A 19296-nucleotide genomic window follows, 5' to 3' on the forward strand; every position below is an offset into this window, starting at 1 on the left:
TTGACAGCTGACCCCGACGCACCATTCGTGGCCGTCTGGAACAGCGTCGTCGCCGAACTCAACGGTGAACTCGACAGCCCCGACTCCGGTGGTGATCCGAACCGGCAGCCGCTGACGCCGCAGCAGCGCGCCTGGCTGAAGCTCGTCGAACCCCTCGTGATCACCGAGGGGTTCGCGTTACTGTCGGTCCCCACCCCGTTCGTCCAGAACGAGATCGAACGCCATCTGCGTGAACCGATCATCAACGCGCTCAGCCGCCGACTCGGCCAGCGCGTAGAACTCGGGGTGCGCATCGCCACCCCGCCGCCCCAGCCGGCCGACGACCCGCTGGTCGACACCGCGCACCCACAGGTCACCGTCGAACCCCGGGGCGGCTCCCGGGTCGACCCGGACGACGTCGACGAGGACCGCGAAGCCCGGGCCAGCGCGGAGGCCGGGTGGCCCGGCCGCTACTTCGGCGACCGTCCGTCCAGCAGCACCGACGGTGACGCCAACGGCGCCACCCTGAACCGGCGCTACACCTTCGAGACGTTCGTCATCGGCGCGTCGAACCGGTTCGCTCACGCGGCGACGCTGGCGATTGCCGAGGCGCCCGCGCGGGCCTACAACCCGTTGTTCATCTGGGGTGAGTCCGGCCTCGGGAAGACGCATCTGCTGCACGCCGCCGGCAACTACGCGCAGCGGCTGTTCCCGGGGATGCGGGTGAAGTACGTCTCCACCGAGGAGTTCACCAACGACTTCATCAACTCGCTGCGCGACGACCGCAAGGCGTCGTTCAAACGGAGTTACCGCGACATCGACATCCTGCTCATCGACGACATCCAGTTCATCGAGGGCAAGGAAGGCATCCAGGAAGAGTTCTTCCACACCTTCAACACGCTGCACAACGCGAACAAGCAGATCGTCATCTCCTCGGACCGCCCGCCCAAACAGCTGGCCACGCTGGAGGACCGGCTGCGCACCCGGTTCGAGTGGGGGCTGATCACCGATGTGCAGCCGCCGGAGCTGGAGACCCGGATCGCGATCCTGCGCAAGAAGGCGCAGATGGACCGGCTCGACGTGCCAGACGATGTGCTCGAGCTGATCGCCAGCGCGATCGAGCGCAACATCCGCGAGCTGGAGGGCGCGCTGATCCGGGTGACGGCGTTCGCGTCGCTCAACAAGACACCGATCGACCGGTCGCTGGCGGAGATCGTGCTGCGCGATCTCATCTCCGATGCCAGCACGATGCAGATCAGTGCCGCGGCCATCATGGCGGCCACCGCCGAGTACTTCGGCACCACCGTGGAGGAGTTGCGCGGCCCGGGCAAGACCCGCGCGTTGGCGCAGTCCCGCCAGATCGCCATGTATCTGTGCCGCGAGCTCACCGATCTGTCCCTGCCCCGGATCGGGCAGGCCTTCGACCGGGACCACACCACCGTGATGTACGCGGAGAAGAAGATCCGCGCCGAAATGGCCGAACGCCGTGAGGTCTTCGACCACGTGAAGGAACTCACCACCCGCATCCGCCAGCGCGCCAAGCGCTGACATCCGGTCACCGACCACGCCGGACGCGGTCCCCGCCGGCCCTGGCGGCCCGCCGGCTGCCAGCCCTGCCCTTGGGCCGGTGTGCGCCTGTCCGCCCGCCCGCACATCGGGCCCGGTGCGCTGCCGCAACTGGTTCTCCCGGCTCTCCGGTGCCTGCCGGCCGTGCCGTCACCGGGTCGCGGCGGCGCCCGGGCGGCCGGAACGGCCGGAAAACTTTCGTCACACCGGTGCCTTCTGTCACATCCCAAGCTGTGGATAGGCCTGTGTACAACTTGGGATCAACCGCGGGAGAAATGCCCAGCCGATCCACATCGGCGCCGCCGTCCACAACCCCCCACCGGCATGCCCATAGCCCTTCCCCAACTCACACACAAGCCGACACGCCGAACATGCAGCGGAGATTGCGGTTCATCCACAGAATTCACAGCCCCTAATACTGTGGCTCATATATCTACCTGGATTCTCCTCAGAACACAGGCGCTGGGGATGAGTGCTTCCACAGGCCTCCGTGCAGGCCCGATATCCTGCGAAAGCACCGGTTGTCGGCCCGTTCGATTAGCTTTCAGATTCGGACGGAAAGCTCTACGGTGGTTCTGCGATTGCCGTCACCGCCCGGCCCCGCGCGCCGCGCGCAGCCCGGCCGGCTGTGGCCCGGAAGTCGCATTTGAGCGTGTTTGTGATGTTGATCGAAGGGACACGAGAACGTGGCGACGACGACGGTTGGTCTCACCGATCTGAAGGTGCGCCTGGTGCGGGACGACTTCGCCGACGCAGTCGCGTGGGTGGCGCGCAGCCTGCCCAGCCGACCGACCGTACCGGTACTCGCCGGTGTGTTGCTGACCGGTTCCGATGACGGCCTGACCATCTCCAGCTTCGACTACGAGGTGTCCGCCGAGGTTCAGATTCCCGCCGAGATCGCCGCGCCCGGCACCGTTTTGGTCTCCGGGCGGTTGTTGTCCGAGATCACCAGGGCGCTGCCGAACAAACCTGTCGACCTCAGCGTCGAGGGCACCCGGGTGTCCCTCACCTGCGGCAGTGCCCGGTTCTCGCTGCCGACCATGGCCGTCGAGGACTACCCCGCCCTGCCGGAGTTGCCGGCCGAGACCGGTTCGGTGCCCGCCGACCTGTTCGCCGAGGCGATCGGGCAGGTCGCGGTCGCGGCCGGACGGGACGACACGCTGCCCATGCTCACCGGCATTCGGGTCGAAATCTCCGGTGACCGAATGGTTTTGGCGGCCACTGACCGGTTCCGGCTGGCGGTGCGGGAGCTGACCTGGACCACGAAGACACCCGATGTGGAGGCCGCGGTGCTGGTGCCCGCCAAGACCCTCGCCGAGGCCGCCAAGACCGGATTGGACGGCAGCGAGGTCCAGCTCGCATTGGGCGCCGGACCGTCGGTCGGCCAGGACGGCCTGCTCGGGATCCGCAGCGAGGGCAAGCGCAGCACCACCCGGCTGCTGGACGCCGAGTTCCCGAAGTTCCGCCAGCTGCTGCCCACCGAACACACCGCGATGGCCACCATCGGCGTCGGTGAGCTCACCGAGGCGATCAAGCGGGTGGCGTTGGTGGCCGACCGTGGCGCGCAGGTGCGGATGGAGTTCGCCGACGATGTGCTGCACCTGTCGGCCGGCGCCGACGACGTCGGCCGTGCCGAGGAGGATCTCCCGGTGTCGTTCTCGGGTGAGCCGTTGACGATCGCGTTCAACCCGGGTTACCTCACCGACGGGTTGGGAGCGTTGCATTCCGAGCGGGTGACGTTCGGCTTCACCACCCCCAGCAAGCCCGCCGTCCTGCGGCCGGCGACCGAGGCCGACGCGGCCCTCAACGGGAACGGACCCTTCCCGGCGGCGGAGACCGACTACGTCTATCTGCTGATGCCGGTGCGCTTGCCCGGCTGACCGGCCAGACGGCCAGGAATGAGGCGCATATGCAACTCGGGTTGGTCGGCCTGGGCAAGATGGGCTTCAACATGCGCGAACGGCTGCGTGCCGGTGGTCACGAGGTCATCGGTTACGACCCCCGTCCGGAGGTCACCGACGTCCCGTCGCCGGCCGCGCTGACCGACGCCTTGACCGCCCCCCGGGTGGTGTGGGTGATGGTGCCGTCCGGGTCGGTCACCCACGACACCATCGTCGCCCTGGCCGATGTGCTCAGCCCCGGCGATCTGCTGATCGACGGTGGCAACTCCCGCTACACCGAGGATGCGAAACATCAGAAACTGTTGGGCGAGAACGGGATTTCGTTCATCGACGCCGGAGTATCCGGCGGGGTGTGGGGTCTCACCGACGGCTACGGCCTGATGGTCGGGGGCAGCGCCGACGATGTGGCGCGGGCGATGCCGATCTTCGACGCGCTGCGCCCACCGGGTCCCCGGGCCGACGGGTTCGTCCACGCCGGTCCCACCGGCGCCGGGCATTTCGCCAAGATGGTCCACAACGGTGTCGAGTACGCTCTGATGACCGCGTACGCCGAGGGTTACGAACTGCTCAGTGCCGCAGACCTGATCACAGATCCGCAAGCGGTCTACCAGGCCTGGACCAACGGCACCGTGGTGCGGTCCTGGCTGCAGCAGCTGCTGGCCAAGGCGCTCGAGGAGGATCCGGGATTCTCCCGGATCACCGGTTACACCGAGGACTCCGGGGAAGGACGGTGGACCGTCGAGGAGGCGATTCGATTGCGGGTACCGGTACCGAGCATCGCGGCGTCGCTGTTCGCCCGGTTCTTGTCCCGCCAGGATGAGTCACCGACCATGAAAGCCGTCGCGGCCCTGCGTCAGCAGTTCGGCGGCCATGCGGTGAAACGAGTCAGCGAGTCGGGCTAGTGTACGTCCGCCACCTGTCGCTGACCGATTTCCGATCCTGGGCCCGGCTGGATCTGGATCTCTCCCCGGGCCGCACCGTCTTCGTCGGGCCCAACGGGTACGGCAAAACGAACATCGTTGAGGCGCTCTGGTATTCGTCGACCCTCAACTCACACCGGGTGGCCACCGACGCACCGCTGATCCGGTCCGGCGCGGACCGGGCGGTGGTGTCGACCATCGTCGTGAACGACGGGCGCGAGCTGGCCGTCGACCTGGACATCACCACCGGCCGGGCCAACAAGGCCCGGTTGAACCGCTCCCCGGTACGCAGCGCGCGGGAGATCCTCGGCGTTCTGCGCGCGGTGCTGTTCGCGCCGGAGGATCTCGCACTGGTGCGCGGCGAACCCGGGGAAAGGCGGCGCTATCTCGACGAATTGGCGACCACCCGGCGACCGTCGCTGGCGGCGGTCCGCGGCGACTACGACCGGGTGCTGCGGCAGCGAGCCGCGCTGCTGAAGACCGCGGGCACGGCCCGGCACCGCGGTGACCGCAGCGTGCTCGACACCCTGGACGTGTGGGACGGGCACCTGGCCGGCTTCGGCGCCCAGCTCGTCGCGGCCCGTATCGATCTGATCAACCACCTGGCCCCGGAGGTGGAGAAGGCGTATCAGATGCTCGCTCCGTCGTCGCGGCCCGCGGCCATCCGGTACCGCAGTGGTGTGCAGGCCGTCGAGGAAGAGGCCGCGGCCGGCACCGTGAGTGCGGAATTCTTGGAAGCCGCCCTGCTCGACGCCCTGGCCCGGCGCCGCGACGCCGAACTGGATCGCGGGGTCTGCCTGGTCGGGCCCCATCGCGACGACCTCGAACTGCGGCTCGGCGACCAGGTCGCCAAAGGCTTTGCCAGCCATGGTGAATCGTGGTCGATGGCACTGTCGTTGCGGTTGGCGGCCTATGAGTTGTTGCGCAACGAAGGGCCCGGTGGTGACCCGGTGCTGCTGCTCGACGACGTGTTCGCCGAATTGGACACCGCCCGCCGGCAGGCCCTGGCCAATGTCGCGGCATCGGCCGAACAGGTGCTGGTCACCGCGGCGGTCCACGACGACGTGCCGGCGGACTGGGATGCCACCCGCATCGAGATCGACATGCGCGACGCGGACATCGGGCGGATCTCGGAGGTGAGGGAGGTGAGGACGTGACCGCCGAAGCCCCCGGCCCCGGCCCGGCGGATCCCCCTCCCGCCGACACCGACTCCGGGGAGCCCGACTTCGACAGCGCCGGTCCGCCGGCGCATCTGGCCGGACTGCGTGGGATGGACCTGGTGCGGCGCACCCTCGAGGAGGCCCGGGGTGCGGCCCGCCGGCAGGGCAAGGAGGTCGGCCGCGGATTGTCGTCGCCGGCCCGCCCGGCCCGCCGCTCGGGCGCCGGCCGGCGACGGACGTGGTCCGGGCCCGGACCGGACAGCCGCGACCCGCAACCGCTCGCCGCGGCCGCCCGCGACCTGGCCCGCACCCGGGGCTGGACCGGCCGGGTGGCCGAGGCCTCGGTGTTCGGCTGCTGGCCGGAGGTGGTCGGTGAGCAGATCGCCGCACACGCCGCGCCGACCTCACTGCGCGACGGGGTGTTGACCATCTCGGCCGAGTCGACCGCCTGGGCCACCCAACTGCGGATGGTGCAGTCGCAGGTGCTGGCCAAGATCGCCGCCGCGGTCGGCGACGGTGTCGTCACCTCGCTGAAGATCGTGGGCCCGGTCGCACCGTCGTGGCGCAAGGGCCGCTACCACATCCCCGGCCGCGGACCCCGCGACACCTACGGCTGACCGCACGCGCCGACGGGGCGTGTGGACCGGCTCGCGCTCCGTGTCCCGGGTGATGTCCCGGGTGCTCCCGCGGGTGATCGCCTCAAACGCGCGCCAACACCGTGAGCACCCGTTCCGAGGGTGAAGACGCACCCGATGCCGAGAAATTCCCTACACGGCGCAGATAGATGGGTCAAAACGCCGTCACAGAATGGGCCCAGATGCTGCGGAGCGGTAGACTGGTGCCGAGAGACTCGCGGGCGGCGACCAGGCCGTCGGCGTTCACCCCGTCAAGAGAGTAGGGATTCCTCGGCTCGTGGCTGCCCAGAAGAAGAAGAAACAAGAGGATTACGGTGCCCAGTCCATCACCATCCTGGAAGGACTGGAGGCGGTTCGCAAACGCCCCGGCATGTACATCGGCTCCACCGGTGAACGGGGCCTGCATCACCTGATCTGGGAAGTCGTCGACAACGCGGTGGACGAGGCGATGGCCGGCCACGCCACCAAGGTCAGGGTCCGGCTGCTCGCGGACGGCGGTGTCGAGGTCAGCGACGACGGCCGCGGCATCCCGGTGGAGATGCACGAATCCGGTGTCCCCACCGTCGACGTGGTGATGACGCAGCTGCACGCGGGCGGCAAGTTCGACTCCGATGCCTACGCGGTGTCCGGCGGCCTGCACGGGGTGGGCGTGTCGGTGGTGAACGCGTTGTCCACCCGCATGGAGGTGGAGATCTGCCGGGACGGATACCAGTGGTTCCAGACCTATGACAAATCGGTCCCCGGCACCCTCAAACAGGGTGAGAAGACCCGCAAGACCGGCACCGTCGTGCGGTTCTGGCCGGACCCGGACGTGTTCGAGACCACCACCTTCGACTTCGAGACGGTGGCCCGACGGCTGCAGGAACAGGCCTTCTTGAACAAGGGCCTGACCATCGAGCTGATCGACGAACGGGTCACCGCCGAAGAGGTGGTCGACGAGGTCGTCAGCGATGTCGCCGAGGCACCGAAGTCCGCGGAGGAGGAGGCCGCCGCCGCGAACACCCAGAAGGTCAAACACCGCACCTTCTACTACCCCGGCGGCCTGGTCGACTTCGTCAAGCACATCAACCGGACCAAGTCGCCCATCCACCCCAGCATCATCGACTTCTCCGGGAAGGGAACGGGCCACGAGCTCGAAGTAGCGATGCAGTGGAACGCCGGCTACTCCGAGTCGGTGCACACCTTCGCCAACACCATCAACACCCACGAGGGCGGCACCCACGAGGAAGGCTTCCGGGCCGCGTTGACCAGCGTGGTCAACCGGTATGCCAAGGACAAGAAGCTGCTCAAGGACAAGGATCCGAACCTCACCGGCGACGACATCCGCGAGGGTCTGGCCGCGGTCATCTCGGTCAAGGTCAGCGAACCGCAGTTCGAGGGCCAGACCAAGACCAAACTCGGCAACACCGAGGTCAAGTCGTTCGTGCAGAAGACCTGCAACGAACAGCTGAGCCACTGGTTCGAGGCCAACCCGGCCGAAGCCAAGATCATCGTCAACAAGGCGATCTCGTCGGCACAGGCCCGTATCGCGGCCCGTAAGGCGCGGGAGTTGGTGCGGCGCAAGAGCGCGACCGACATCGGCGGCCTGCCGGGCAAGCTGGCGGACTGCCGCTCCACCGACCCCACCGTGTCCGAGCTCTACATCGTGGAGGGCGACTCGGCGGGCGGTTCGGCCAAGAGCGGGCGCGACTCGATGTTCCAGGCGATCCTTCCGTTGCGCGGCAAGATCATCAACGTCGAGAAGGCCCGCATCGACCGGGTGCTGAAGAACACCGAGGTGCAGGCCATCATCACCGCGCTCGGCACCGGCATCCACGACGAGTTCGACATCTCGAAGCTGCGGTACCACAAGATCATCCTGATGGCCGACGCCGACGTCGACGGGCAGCACATCGCCACCCTGCTGTTGACACTGCTGTTCCGGTTCATGAAGCCGCTCATCGAGAACGGCCACGTGTATCTCGCGCAGCCGCCGCTGTACAAGCTGAAATGGCAACGCAGCGAACCGGAGTTCGCCTACTCGGACCGGGAGCGCGACGCGCTGCTGGAGGCCGGGCTGAAGGCCGGCAAGAAGATCAACAAGGACGACGGCATCCAGCGGTACAAGGGTCTGGGTGAGATGGACGCCAAGGAACTGTGGGAGACGACGATGGATCCGTCCACCCGCATTCTGCGGCAGGTCACCCTCGACGACGCGGCCGCCGCCGACGAGTTGTTCTCGATCCTGATGGGCGAGGACGTCGAGGCCCGCCGGAGCTTCATCACCCGAAACGCCAAAGACGTTCGGTTCCTGGACGTTTAGCGGGCCACGTCTCGCCACTGAGTTACGAACGAGGATTTCATGACTGACACCACGCTGCCGCCCGGAGGCGAAGCCGGCGACCGGATCGAACCGGTCGACATCCAGCAGGAGATGCAGCGCAGCTACATCGACTACGCGATGAGCGTGATCGTGGGCCGCGCGCTGCCGGAGGTCCGCGACGGGCTCAAACCGGTGCACCGCCGGGTGCTGTACGCGATGTACGACTCGGGCTTCCGCCCGGATCGCAGCCACGCGAAATCGGCACGCTCCGTTGCCGAGACGATGGGCAACTACCATCCGCACGGCGACGCGTCGATCTACGACACCCTGGTCCGGATGGCCCAGCCGTGGTCGATGCGGTACCCGCTGGTCGACGGTCAGGGCAACTTCGGCTCACCGGGTAACGACCCGCCGGCCGCCATGCGCTACACCGAGGCGCGGCTCACCCCGCTGGCGATGGAGATGCTGCGCGAAATCGACGAGGAGACAGTCGATTTCGTTCCGAACTACGACGGCCGGGTGCAGGAACCGACGGTGTTGCCGAGCCGGTTCCCGAACCTGCTCGCCAACGGGTCCGGGGGCATCGCGGTCGGCATGGCGACCAACATCCCACCGCACAACCTGCGTGAGCTGGCCGAGGCGGTGTACTGGTGCCTGGAGAACTATGAGGCCGACGAGGAGACCACGCTCGCCGCGGTGATGGAGCGGGTCAAGGGACCCGACTTCCCGACGGCCGGGCTGATCGTCGGCAGCCAGGGCATCCACGACGCGTACACGACCGGACGCGGTTCGATCAAGATGCGCGGCGTCGTCGATATCGAGGAGGATTCGCGCGGCCGCACGTCGCTGGTCATCACCGAGCTGCCGTACCAGGTCAACCACGACAATTTCATCGCCTCGATCGCCGAGCAGGTGCGCGACGGCAAGATCGCCGGGATCGCCAACGTCGAGGACCAGTCCAGTGACCGGGTCGGCCTGCGCATGGTCATCGAACTCAAGCGCGACGCGGTCGCCAAGGTGGTGCTGAACAACCTCTACAAGCACACCCAGCTGCAGACCAGCTTCGGGGTGAACATGCTGGCCATCGTCGACGGGGTGCCGCGCACCCTGCGGCTGGACCAGATGATCCGGCTGTACACCGACCACCAGATCGACGTCATCGTCCGGCGGACCCGGTACCGGCTGCGCAAGGCCAATGAACGGGCCCACATCCTGCGCGGCCTGGTCAAGGCGTTGGATGCGCTCGACGAGGTGATCGCGCTGATCCGGGCCTCGGAGACGGTCGACATCGCCCGGGACGGGCTGATGGAGCTCCTCGAGATCGACGAGATCCAGGCGCAGGCCATCCTCGACATGCAGTTGCGCCGGCTGGCCGCCCTGGAACGCCAGCGCATCGTCGACGACCTGGCCAAGATCGAGGCCGAGATCGCCGACCTCGAGGACATCCTGGCCAAACCGGAGCGGCAGCGCGGCATCGTGCGTGACGAGCTCAAGGAGATCGTCGACAAGCACGGCGACGACCGTCGTAGCCGGCTCATCGCCGCCGACGGCGAGGTGTCCGACGAGGATCTGATCGCCCGCGAGGACGTGGTGGTCACGATCACCGAGACCGGGTACGCCAAGCGGACCAAGACCGACCTGTACCGCACCCAGAAGCGCGGCGGCAAGGGTGTGCAGGGCGCGGGCCTCAAACAGGACGACATCGTCAACCACTTCTTCGTGTGCTCGACGCACGACTGGATCCTGTTCTTCACCACGCAGGGGCGGGTGTACCGGGCCAAGGCCTACGACCTTCCGGAGATGTCGCGCACCGCACGCGGTCAGCACGTCGCCAACCTACTGGCCTTCCAGCCCAACGAGCGCATCGCGCAGGTCATCCAGATCCGCAGTTACGAGGACGCGCCGTACCTGGTGCTGGCCACCAGGAACGGACTGGTGAAGAAGTCCCGGCTCAGCGACTTCGACTCCAACCGCTCCGGCGGCATCGTGGCGATCAACCTGCGCGAGGGTGACGAGGTCGTCGGTGCGGTGCTGTGCTCGGCCGAGGACGACCTGCTGCTGGTGTCCGCCAACGGGCAGTCGATCCGCTTCTCGGCGACCGACGAGGCGTTGCGACCGATGGGCCGCGCCACCTCGGGCGTGCAGGGCATGCGGTTCAACGAGGACGACCGGCTGCTCTCGCTCAACGTGGTGCGCCCGGACACCTACCTGCTGGTCGCGACGTCGGGCGGGTACGCCAAGCGCACCCCGATCGAGGAGTACCCGGTGCAGAACCGCGGCGGTAAGGGCGTGCTGACCATCCAGTACGACAGGCGTCGTGGCAATCTGGTCGGGGCGTTGGTGGTCGATGACGAAACCGAGCTGTACGCCATCACCTCCAGCGGCGGGGTCATCCGCACCACCGCACGTCAGATCCGCAAAGCCGGTCGCCAGACGAAGGGCGTTCGCTTGATGAACCTCGCCGAGGGCGACACACTGGTGGCCATCGCCCGCAACGCCGAGGCGGGAGACAGCACCGATGAGGTCAACACCGACCCCGACTCGGTCTGATGAGTGAGGAGCCGTTAGGTGAGTTCTCCGAAGGAACCGGGATATCCGCCTGCGGGTGAACGGACGCCGGGTGTCAACGGCTCCGGGCCGGCCGGTGACCGGACTCCGGGCACCGAGACCCGGGTGACCGAAGTCCCTCAGGGCGCGCATGCGGGCCAGTCCCGCGGCGCCGAACCCGCGGGCGCGGACTCCCGGGCCGGCCATGAGGCCGGCGAGCCGCGGACCTGGCAGCGGGGTCCCGACCGGGGTCCGAGTGGTCCCCGGAGCCCGGAGGGCGCCCCGACGGCGGAGCATCCGCGCGGCGACGGCCCGCGGCCCACGGGCGCGGGAGCCGGTGCGGGCACCGGTGCCGGCGGCGGCGCGGTCGGGGAGGCCCGCGCCAACCGGTTCCCGTCGGCCCCCACCTCCGCCCCGGCATCGCCGGACGCCCGTCCCGACACCCGTCCCGACACCGGGGAGGCCCCGGGCCGTAGCGAGCCCGCGTACACCAGCGAGCTGCCCGATCTGTCCGGTCCGGTGCCGCGTCCACCGCACCGCAAGACCGGTCCGGACCGGCCGGCCGGCGATCCGTCCCTCCGCAACGCGCCGACCACCCGCCTGCAGGTCGGGCACCGGCCGCGCGGGCCGGTGCGGGCCAGCATGCAGATCCGCCGGGTCGACCCGTGGAGCGTGCTGAAGGTGTCGTTGGTGCTCTCGGTGGTGTTGTTCTTCGTGTGGATGATCGCCGTGGCGTTCCTCTACCTGGTGCTCGGCGGCATGGGCGTGTGGAGCAAGCTCAACAGCAATGTGGGCGATCTGCTCACCAGCGCCAGCGGCACGACCGGCGGCGAGCTGGTGTCCAGCGGAACGATCTTCGGGGGTGCCGCGCTGATCGGTCTGGTCAACATCGTGCTGCTCAGCGCGATGGCGACGATCGGGGCGTTCGTCTACAACCTGACCACCGATCTGGTCGGTGGGGTCGAGGTCACCCTCGCCGATCGGGACTGACGGAGCGGTGAGCGATCCGGTTTTGGGTCGGCGCGGCGAGTGCGGTAATCTCGTCGCTCGGCCGCAACTTTTACCGGGCCTATAGCTCAGGCGGTTAGAGCGCTTCGCTGATAACGAAGAGGTCGGAGGTTCGAGTCCTCCTAGGCCCACGGATGCCGGTCCACCCGGCAGACCCGTCGGAAGGTTTCACCGTGAGACTGGTGTTGCTGATCACGGCAGCGGCCGTCGCGGTGCTGTTGTGGCGGTCGCGGCGCGGAGCCGAGGTCTGGCATGTCGCCCCCGATCAGCCGTCCTGACATCGAGGGGCCTTAGCTCAGTTGGTAGAGCGCTGCCTTTGCAAGGCAGAAGTCAGGGGTTCGAATCCCCTAGGCTCCACAACCTCTCCCCCATCCTCTCCGTGAGATCCCTCCGTGCGCGTCCGAGACCGGCCGCGTCCTCCGGATGACGGCCGTTCAGGGTTTCGGCTGCACGTCCACGCTCGGCGGCAGCGGCGACGGCTCCGGCCGCATCGACCGCCGCACGATCGTCACCGTGATCGCCCCGCCGACCAGCGTCACCGCGGCGATCGCGGCGACGATCAGGGGTTTGCGTCGCCGGCGGGCCTTCCGCGCGTCCTGCAGCGCCTGCGGCAGCCCTGAGACCACTTCCTGGGCGGCGGCCAACTCCAGCGCCAGCGCCTGTTGCGCGGCCGCCAGATCCCTGCCCAGCCGATCCGACACCCGGGCCCGCCGATACCGTCGTACGAGCCATGCCGACGACGACCGCGCCGACTGCACACCGATCCCGGCCAGACCGCGGCCCAGTTCCACCGGGCCGACCGCGGTGTACTTCAGTCCCCGCTCGAGCCGCTCCCGCGGCGTCACCCCGATATCCGACTTCGCAGCCCTCACGGCCATCGCATCCCCTCCTCCGCCGGTGTGTGCCCACCCAGCCTGCCATGTCGGTCGGCCGTCCGAGGACCGGTTGACGGGGGTGCCCGTGTGCGGACGCGAACCGGGAATGGCAGACTAGCTCCCCGTGACGAGCCCTATTCAGACAGCCACCGCCACGCTGCACACCAATCGCGGCGACATCAAGATCGCGCTCTTCGGCAACCACGCGCCCAAGACCGTCGCCAACTTCGTCGGCCTGGCGCAGGGCACCCGCGACTACAGCACCCAGAACGCGTCCGGCAGCACCTCCGGCCCGTTCTACGACGGTGCGATCTTCCACCGGGTGATCCAGGGCTTCATGATCCAGGGCGGCGACCCGACCGGCACCGGCCGCGGCGGGCCGGGCTACCAGTTCGAGGACGAGTTCCACCCCGAGCTGCAGTTCGACCGGCCGTACCTGCTGGCGATGGCCAACGCCGGCCCGGGCACCAACGGTTCGCAGTTCTTCATCACCGTCGACCAGACCCCGCACCTGAACCGGCGCCACACCATCTTCGGTGAAGTGGTGGACCCGGAGTCGCAGAAGGTCGTCGACGCGATCGCCGCGACCCCGACCGATCGCAACGACCGGCCGACCGATCCGGTCGTCATCGAGTCGGTCACCATCTCCTGACCACCGGCCCCAGCTGACCGCGCGGCCGTCGCCGGCCCGCGCGGTCGGCCGCGGCTGCTTCAGGTCCGGGCGTATCCGGCCGCGGTGAGCGCGTCCAGCACGGTGAGCGGATCGGTCCCCAGATCCCAGCGGGTGAAGACCAGCAGGCGGTCGTCGTGGGTGTCGATCTCGAGGAGCTTCACCGTGCGGGCCAGCCGGCGGAACTCGGTGATCCGGATCAGCTTGATCGCGCTGCGCGGCACGACCTGCGTCCGCCACCACCCGCGGATGACCAGGCCGGCGTCGGAGATTGCCAGCTTCGGGCGGGCCCGCCAGGAGAGGATTGCAAACGCAATCAATCCGACGGAGGCAAGCCCGATGAGAAGCCGTCCGGGCAGATCTGTGACAGCTGTCACAGCAGTGGTAGCCAAAAATAGCCCGAGTAGGCCAATCACAGCGATGCTGCCGGTCGTTGGCCCCCACTGAGTTTGCTGCATGAGTTATCTACAGCCCTCTACCCGGGCCGATGTGGTTATCCACAGGCGCTATCCCCAATGGGGATGAATCACATCGGTGTGATTGTTCGGTGGCTCGTTGCTGAGAACAGCGACCCTCGACACCCAACATGAATTCATTCCCCGCCGCGACCGGGTCAGCGCCACCGCATGGTGAGCAACAGACCGGTGATCATGAAGGCAAACGCGATCGCGTAGTTCCACGGACCCAGGTCGGCCATCCACATCAGCACCGACGGGGTCTCCCGCCCCGACGCGGCCAACTGGAACACCAACAGCCACAACAGGCCGAACAACATCAGGCTCACGAAAAAGACGACGAACCAGACGCTGGACGGCCCGGCCTTCACCTTCACCGGGGTCCTGCTCACCGGGCCGGCGGTGAAATCGTTCTTCTTACGGACCTTCGACTTGGGCATGAGGTACCTTCACGGACGGTCGGTGCCGCACTGTTGCCGGTGTTGCCGGGCAACCGTTCGATGCGACGATGATGACGTTGATGAATGCATCACGAGCCTAACGTAGGTGCCGCGGCCGGAGGGGAGACGATGGACCAGCAACCCGCCGAGCGGTCCTCCGGGGACGAGGCGGGCCGCACCGACCGGACGGACGGCGCGCAGCGGCGCCGCTCGCCGTGGCGGTACGGGGTGCCGCTGGTCTGCCTCGCCGCCGGTCTGCTGCTGTCCGCCACCCACGCCGTCGCCGGCGGCGACGAGATCCGCCGCAGCGACGCGCCCCGGCTCGTCGACCTGGTCCGGGAGACCCAGGAGTCGGTGGACCGGCTGACCGCCGAACGTGACGCCCTGGCGAACCAGCGGGACAACCGCCACGGGGCGTCTCCCGGCGCGGGTTCGGCGTTGACCGCGATCACCGAACGTTCCGCGCGGCTGGCCGACCCGGCCGGGCTCGACCCGCTGCGCGGCCCCGGCCTGGTGGTCACACTCACCGACGCGCAGCGTGACGCCGAGGGCCGCTTCCCGCGCGACGCCACCCCCGACGATCTGGTCGTGCACCAGCAGGACATCGAAGCCGTCCTCAACGCACTGTGGGCCGGCGGCGCCGAGGGCATCCAGATGCAGGATCAACGGTTGATCGCCACCTCGGCACCTCGCTGCGTCGGCAACACGCTGCTGCTCAACGGCCGCACCTACAGCCCGCCGTATGTCATCACCGCGGTCGGCGACGTGCCGCGGATGCAGGCCGCGCTGGCCGACGCGCCGCTGGTGCGGCTGTACAAGCAGTACGTGGTCCGGTTCGGCCTGGGCTACACCGAGGAACCGCGCGCCGAGGTGGAGATCGTCGGCTATCGGGAGCCGGTGCGGATGCGGTTCGCCACCCCGGCCGGTCCCATCGGTTACTGATTTCGGCGTGCCCGCGGTCGCTGAGCGAGCGTCAGCACGCCGAAATCGCCAGGCGGTAGCCTGATCGGGTGCAGATTCTCGTCGTCGACAACTACGACAGCTTCGTGTTCAACCTCGTGCAGTATCTTGGGCAGCTCGGGGTGGACGCACAGGTGTGGCGTAACGACGACGCGCGGCTGGGCACCGAGGCGGCCATCGCCGACGCGGTGGCGGCCGTCGACGGCGTGCTGCTGAGCCCCGGACCGGGCACCCCGGAACGAGCCGGCGCCTCCATCCCGGTGGTGCGGGCCTGCGCGGCCGCCGGCACCCCCCTGCTCGGCGTGTGCCTGGGACACCAGGCGATCGGGGTGGCGTTCGGGGCGACCGTCGACCGGGCGCCCGAACTGCTGCACGGCAAGACCAGCACCGTGCACCACACCGATGTCGGTGTGCTGCAAGGCCTCCCGGACCCGTTCACCGCGACCCGGTATCACTCGCTGACGATCCTGCCGCAGACCCTGCCGGCCGAACTGGAGGTCACCGCCCGCACCGCCGGCGGGGTGATCATGGGGGTGCGGCACCGCGAACTCCCGATCCACGGCGTGCAGTTCCACCCGGAGTCGATCCTCACCGAGGGCGGTCACCGGATGCTGGCCAACTGGCTGGGCTTCTGCGGGGCCGCGCCGGACGACGCCCTGGTCCGCCGCCTCGAGGACGAGGTGGCCGAGACGGTGCGCGCGGCTACGACGCGAAGTTCAGCGTGATCCGGGCGTCGTAGTTCACCCCGGCACCCGGCGACGGGTTCTGCCGGACCACCGCGTTGGCGCGTTGCCCGCTGTTGGGGATGTCGGCGCCCTTGTCGAGCACACCGGTCCACCCCAGCGCCCGCAGCCGCGGCTCGGCGTCGGTCCAGAACATGCCGATCAGATCGGGCATGACGAACTGATTGCCCTTCGACACCTCGAGTTCGATCACCGAATCCAGCGACACCGTGGTCCCGGCCGGTGGATTGGTGCCGACGACCTGGCCGGCCGGGGCGGTGCTGTCCACCGCCGACTGGGTGAACTTGGTGAAGCCGTACACCGAGAGATTCCGTTCGGCCAGCTCGACGGTCTGCCCGGTGATGTCGGGGACCTCCCGGGTCGCCGGACCGGTGCCCACCACCACGGTGATCTCGTTGGTGATCGCCGCGGTCTGGTTCGCCGGCGGGTTGGTCGCCACCACCTTGCCGCGGAGCTCCGGCGTGGACGGCGACTCCGACTGCCGGAACTTCTCGAACCCGGCCGCCGACAGCCGGCGCACCGCCTCGGCGTAGGTCAGCGACGACACATCGGGGATCTCCCGCTGCTGCGGCCCGGTGGACACGTTCACGGTGATCTCGTCACCGGCCGACACCGAAGTGTCGGCGGGCGGATCGGTGCTGATCACCCGGTCCGGCGGCACCGAGTTGTCCGGCTGCTGCTGGGTGCGGGTCTTGAAACCGCGGTTCTGCAGCGCGGCGATCGCGTCGGCGGACGCCTGACCGCTCACATCGGGCACCTGCACGTTGCGCGGGTTGCCGCCGATCATGTTGATCGCCACCGTGACCACCACGGTCAGCACCGCCAGCACCGCCACCGCGGCCACCCAGCGGCCCACCGACCCGCCCCGGTCGGATCCCGTGTAGCGCGGGATCACCGGGTCGATCACCGCATCGGTCGGCTGGGTGCGGTCGTGAGCCGGCCCCGACGCCAGCAGCGAGGTGCGTTCGGCGTCGGTGAGCACCTTGGGCGCCTCGGGCTGTTCACCGCTGTGCACCCGCACCAGGTCGGCCCGCATCTCCGCGGCGGTCTGGTAGCGGTTGTCTGGGTTCTTGGCCAGCGCCTTGAGCACCACCGCGTCCAGTTCCGGCGACACCGCCGGATTGCGCCGCGACGGCGGCACCGGATCCTCCCGGACGTGCTGGTAGGCCACCGCCACCGGGGAGTCCCCGACGAATGGCGGCTCACCGGTGAGGATCTCGTAGAGCACGCAGCCCAGCGAGTACACATCCGAGCGGGCGTCGACGGTCTCCCCGCGGGCCTGCTCCGGCGACAGGTACTGCGCGGTGCCGATCACCGCCGCGGTCTGGGTGACGCTGTTGCTGTCCGCGATGGCCCGGGCGATGCCGAAGTCCATCACCTTCACCGCGCCGGTCTTGCTGATCATGATGTTCGCCGGTTTGACGTCGCGGTGGATGATGCCGTGCTGGTGGCTGAAGTTCAGCGCCTGACAGGCGTCGGCGATCACCTCGATGGCCCGTTTCGGCTCCATCGGACCGTCGGTGTGCACGATGTCGCGCAGCGTCACCCCGTCGACGTACTCCATGACGATGTAGGGCAACGGCCCGGTGGGGGTCTCGGCCTCCCCGGTGTCGTACACCGCGACGATCGCCGGATGGTTCAGCGCAGCCGCGTTCTGCGCCTCACGGCGGAATCGCAGGTAGAAACTCGGGTCGCGGGCCAGGTCGGCGCGCAGCACCTTGACCGCGACGTCGCGGTGCAGCCGCAGGTCACGGGCGAGGTGGACTTCGGACATGCCGCCGAAGCCGAGTATTTCGCCGAGCTCGTAGCGGTCGGACAGATGCTGGGGCGTCGTCATGGCAGTGTCTGTTCGAGATCTGGTGGTCGGGGCGCGGCGGGATCCGCAGCCCACTCAATTGTGTCCGGTCCGGGCCCGGTTTCCGGTACCGGAGTCTCGTCGGGACCGAACCCGGTGGGCTCGAACCGCGGCAGCGCCCCCGGCGCCGGTTCGGTGACGGTGGTGGTGACCGTCGGCGGCGGCGACTGCTGTTCGCGCCGTTCCTGGGCGTTGAGCACGATGAGGATCGCGATGATGATCGCCAGCGCGCCGAGCACCCCGGCGGCCCACAGCAGCGCGCGCTGACCCGGAGAGAAGGTGCGCCGCGGCGGCGGGCGGTGCTGGGCGGGACGCGGCCGGACACCGGTGGCGGCGGCGCGGACCTGCGCCCCGGACGGGATGGCGGCCGGGGCGGCCCGGTTGATCGACGGCGCCTGGTTGGGGCGCGGCGGGCGGCGGCCGGACCGCACCGCGGCGACGGCGTCGGCGAACTGACCACCGTTGCGGTACCGCATGCCCGGGTTCTTCACCAACGTGATCTCGATCAGCTCCCGCACGTTGGGTGGCAGATCGGCGGGCAGCGGTGGCGGTGTCTCCTTGATGTGCTTCATCGCGACGGTCAACGCGCCGTCCCCGGTGAACGGCCGGCGGCCCGACACCGCCTCGTAGCCGACCACACCGAGCGAGTAGACATCGCTGGCCGCGGTGGCGTCGTGGCCCAGCGCCTGTTCCGGGGCGATGTACTGGGCGGTGCCCATCACCATGCCGGTCTGGGTGACCGGGGCGGCGTCGACCGCCTTGGCGATGCCGAAGTCGGTGAGCTTCACCTGCCCGGTCGGGGTGATCAGGATGTTGCCGGGTTTGACGTCGCGGTGCACCAGCCCGGCGGTGTGCGCGACCTGCAGGGCCCGGCCGGTCTGCTCGAGCATGTCCAGCGCGTGCCGCAGCGACAGCCGCCCGGTGCGTTTGAGCACCGAGTTCAGCGGCTCGCCGTTGACCAGTTCCATCACCAGGTAGGCGGTGCGGCCCGACCCGTCGATGTCGGTCTCGCCGTAGTCGTACACGCTGGCGATGCCGGGATGGTTGAGCATCGCGACGGTGCGGGCTTCGGCACGGAACCGTTCGACGAACTCCGGGTCGTCGGAGAACTCGGCCTTGAGCACCTTGATCGCGACGCGGCGGCCCAGCCGGGAGTCCACACCCTCCCAGACCTGGCCCATGCCGCCGGTGGCGATGAGCCGCTGCAGCCGGTACCGCCCGGACAGCGTCACTCCGACGCGGGCCGTCACGGGACGACCCCGCTTCGATCGGGCCGAGAC

Annotated in this window: 16 protein-coding genes and 2 tRNA genes; 13 read left to right on the forward strand and 5 right to left on the reverse strand. The window is 68.8% G+C overall.

From position 1 onward, the window contains the following. From dnaA to CKW28_RS00050, 10 genes are all read left to right on the forward strand, one after another. On the forward strand, positions 1–1527 hold the full coding sequence (gene dnaA, locus CKW28_RS00005; RefSeq protein WP_003925638.1) for a chromosomal replication initiator protein DnaA: 1527 nt from the start codon (positions 1–3) through the stop codon (positions 1525–1527). 704 nt (positions 1528–2231) lie between these two features. Next, positions 2232–3425, forward strand: a complete 1194-nt coding sequence (dnaN, locus tag CKW28_RS00010; RefSeq protein ID WP_003925639.1) for a DNA polymerase III subunit beta — start codon at positions 2232–2234, stop codon at positions 3423–3425. 29 nt (positions 3426–3454) lie between these two features. Continuing rightward, entirely contained in the window at positions 3455–4348 is an 894-nt protein-coding gene (gene gnd / locus CKW28_RS00015; protein WP_003925640.1) for a phosphogluconate dehydrogenase (NAD(+)-dependent, decarboxylating), read from the forward strand. Further along, positions 4348–5523, forward strand: a complete 1176-nt coding sequence (gene recF / locus CKW28_RS00020) for a DNA replication/repair protein RecF (protein ID WP_003925641.1) — start codon at positions 4348–4350, stop codon at positions 5521–5523. Before gnd ends, recF begins: the two co-directional genes overlap by 1 nt. Beyond that, a complete protein-coding gene (locus CKW28_RS00025) occupies positions 5520–6143 on the forward strand; it encodes a DUF721 family protein (RefSeq protein WP_003925642.1) in 624 nt (207 codons plus the stop codon). Before recF ends, CKW28_RS00025 begins: the two co-directional genes overlap by 4 nt. A gap of 295 nt (positions 6144–6438) precedes the next feature. Continuing rightward, positions 6439–8463 carry a DNA topoisomerase (ATP-hydrolyzing) subunit B gene (gyrB, locus tag CKW28_RS00030; RefSeq protein ID WP_003925643.1) on the forward strand — a complete coding sequence of 675 codons (2025 nt, stop codon included), beginning with the start codon at positions 6439–6441 and terminating at the stop codon, positions 8461–8463. Positions 8464–8502: 39 nt separating this feature from the next. Further along, the gene (gene gyrA / locus CKW28_RS00035; protein ID WP_003925644.1) at positions 8503–11013 is read left to right on the forward strand and encodes a DNA gyrase subunit A; all 2511 of its coding nucleotides are present in this window, start codon (positions 8503–8505) and stop codon (positions 11011–11013) included. An 18-nt stretch (positions 11014–11031) separates the two neighbouring features. Continuing rightward, positions 11032–12000, forward strand: coding sequence for a DUF3566 domain-containing protein (locus CKW28_RS00040; protein WP_003925645.1), 969 nt, complete (start codon positions 11032–11034; stop codon positions 11998–12000). A gap of 75 nt (positions 12001–12075) precedes the next feature. After that, positions 12076–12149: transfer RNA gene (locus CKW28_RS00045), tRNA-Ile, on the forward strand. A gap of 153 nt (positions 12150–12302) precedes the next feature. Next, positions 12303–12375 (forward strand) — tRNA-Ala (locus tag CKW28_RS00050). Between the two features lie 77 nt (positions 12376–12452). On the opposite strand, the gene cwsA is transcribed toward CKW28_RS00050, so the two are convergent. Then, a complete protein-coding gene (gene cwsA, locus CKW28_RS00055; protein WP_040546986.1) occupies positions 12453–12896 on the reverse strand; it encodes a cell wall synthesis protein CwsA in 444 nt (147 codons plus the stop codon). A gap of 121 nt (positions 12897–13017) precedes the next feature. Between cwsA and CKW28_RS00060 the strand changes: the two genes are divergently transcribed. Next, on the forward strand, positions 13018–13545 hold the full coding sequence (locus tag CKW28_RS00060; RefSeq protein ID WP_003925648.1) for a peptidylprolyl isomerase: 528 nt from the start codon (positions 13018–13020) through the stop codon (positions 13543–13545). A 59-nt stretch (positions 13546–13604) separates the two neighbouring features. Here the strand turns inward: CKW28_RS00060 and CKW28_RS00065 are convergent, their stop codons facing one another. After that, the gene (locus tag CKW28_RS00065; protein WP_040546988.1) at positions 13605–14021 is read right to left on the reverse strand and encodes a PH domain-containing protein; all 417 of its coding nucleotides are present in this window, start codon (positions 14019–14021) and stop codon (positions 13605–13607) included. A 155-nt stretch (positions 14022–14176) separates the two neighbouring features. Continuing rightward, positions 14177–14458: a cell division protein CrgA gene (gene crgA / locus CKW28_RS00070; RefSeq protein ID WP_003925650.1), complete on the reverse strand. Its 282-nt coding sequence runs from the start codon at positions 14456–14458 to the stop codon at positions 14177–14179. A 129-nt stretch (positions 14459–14587) separates the two neighbouring features. Between crgA and CKW28_RS00075 the strand changes: the two genes are divergently transcribed. Both CKW28_RS00075 and CKW28_RS00080 read left to right on the forward strand, forming a co-directional pair. Continuing rightward, positions 14588–15400, forward strand: a complete 813-nt coding sequence (locus CKW28_RS00075) for a DUF881 domain-containing protein (protein WP_003925651.1) — start codon at positions 14588–14590, stop codon at positions 15398–15400. 68 nt (positions 15401–15468) lie between these two features. Then, complete coding sequence (locus CKW28_RS00080; RefSeq protein WP_003925652.1) at positions 15469–16143, forward strand: aminodeoxychorismate/anthranilate synthase component II; 675 nt, start codon at positions 15469–15471, stop codon at positions 16141–16143. Here the strand turns inward: CKW28_RS00080 and pknB are convergent. Continuing rightward, positions 16121–17998 carry a Stk1 family PASTA domain-containing Ser/Thr kinase gene (gene pknB, locus CKW28_RS00085; RefSeq protein ID WP_003925653.1) on the reverse strand — a complete coding sequence of 626 codons (1878 nt, stop codon included), beginning with the start codon at positions 17996–17998 and terminating at the stop codon, positions 16121–16123. The two genes, CKW28_RS00080 and pknB, sit on opposite strands and share 23 nt — an antisense overlap. Next, positions 17995–19266, reverse strand: coding sequence for a serine/threonine-protein kinase (locus CKW28_RS00090; protein WP_003925654.1), 1272 nt, complete (start codon positions 19264–19266; stop codon positions 17995–17997). Before CKW28_RS00090 ends, pknB begins: the two co-directional genes overlap by 4 nt. Positions 19267–19296: the final 30 nt, after the last annotated feature.

This window comes from Mycolicibacterium thermoresistibile (genome assembly GCF_900187065.1).
Taxonomy (GTDB): Bacteria; Actinomycetota; Actinomycetes; order Mycobacteriales; family Mycobacteriaceae; genus Mycobacterium; species Mycobacterium thermoresistibile.

Bases quoted from the DNA above. Each gene is read 5' to 3' on its own strand.
- gnd (WP_003925640.1), top strand. From the start codon at position 3,455: ATGCAACTCGGGTTGGTCGGCCTGGGCAAGATGGGCTTCAACATGCGC.
- gyrA (WP_003925644.1), top strand. From the start codon at position 8,503: ATGACTGACACCACGCTGCCGCCCGGAGGCGAAGCCGGCGACCGGATC.
- cwsA (WP_040546986.1), bottom strand. From the start codon at position 12,896: ATGGCCGTGAGGGCTGCGAAGTCGGATATCGGGGTGACGCCGCGGGAG.
- CKW28_RS00065 (WP_040546988.1), bottom strand. From the start codon at position 14,021: ATGCAGCAAACTCAGTGGGGGCCAACGACCGGCAGCATCGCTGTGATT.
- crgA (WP_003925650.1), bottom strand. From the start codon at position 14,458: ATGCCCAAGTCGAAGGTCCGTAAGAAGAACGATTTCACCGCCGGCCCG.
- CKW28_RS00075 (WP_003925651.1), top strand. From the start codon at position 14,588: ATGGACCAGCAACCCGCCGAGCGGTCCTCCGGGGACGAGGCGGGCCGC.
- pknB (WP_003925653.1), bottom strand. From the start codon at position 17,998: ATGACGACGCCCCAGCATCTGTCCGACCGCTACGAGCTCGGCGAAATA.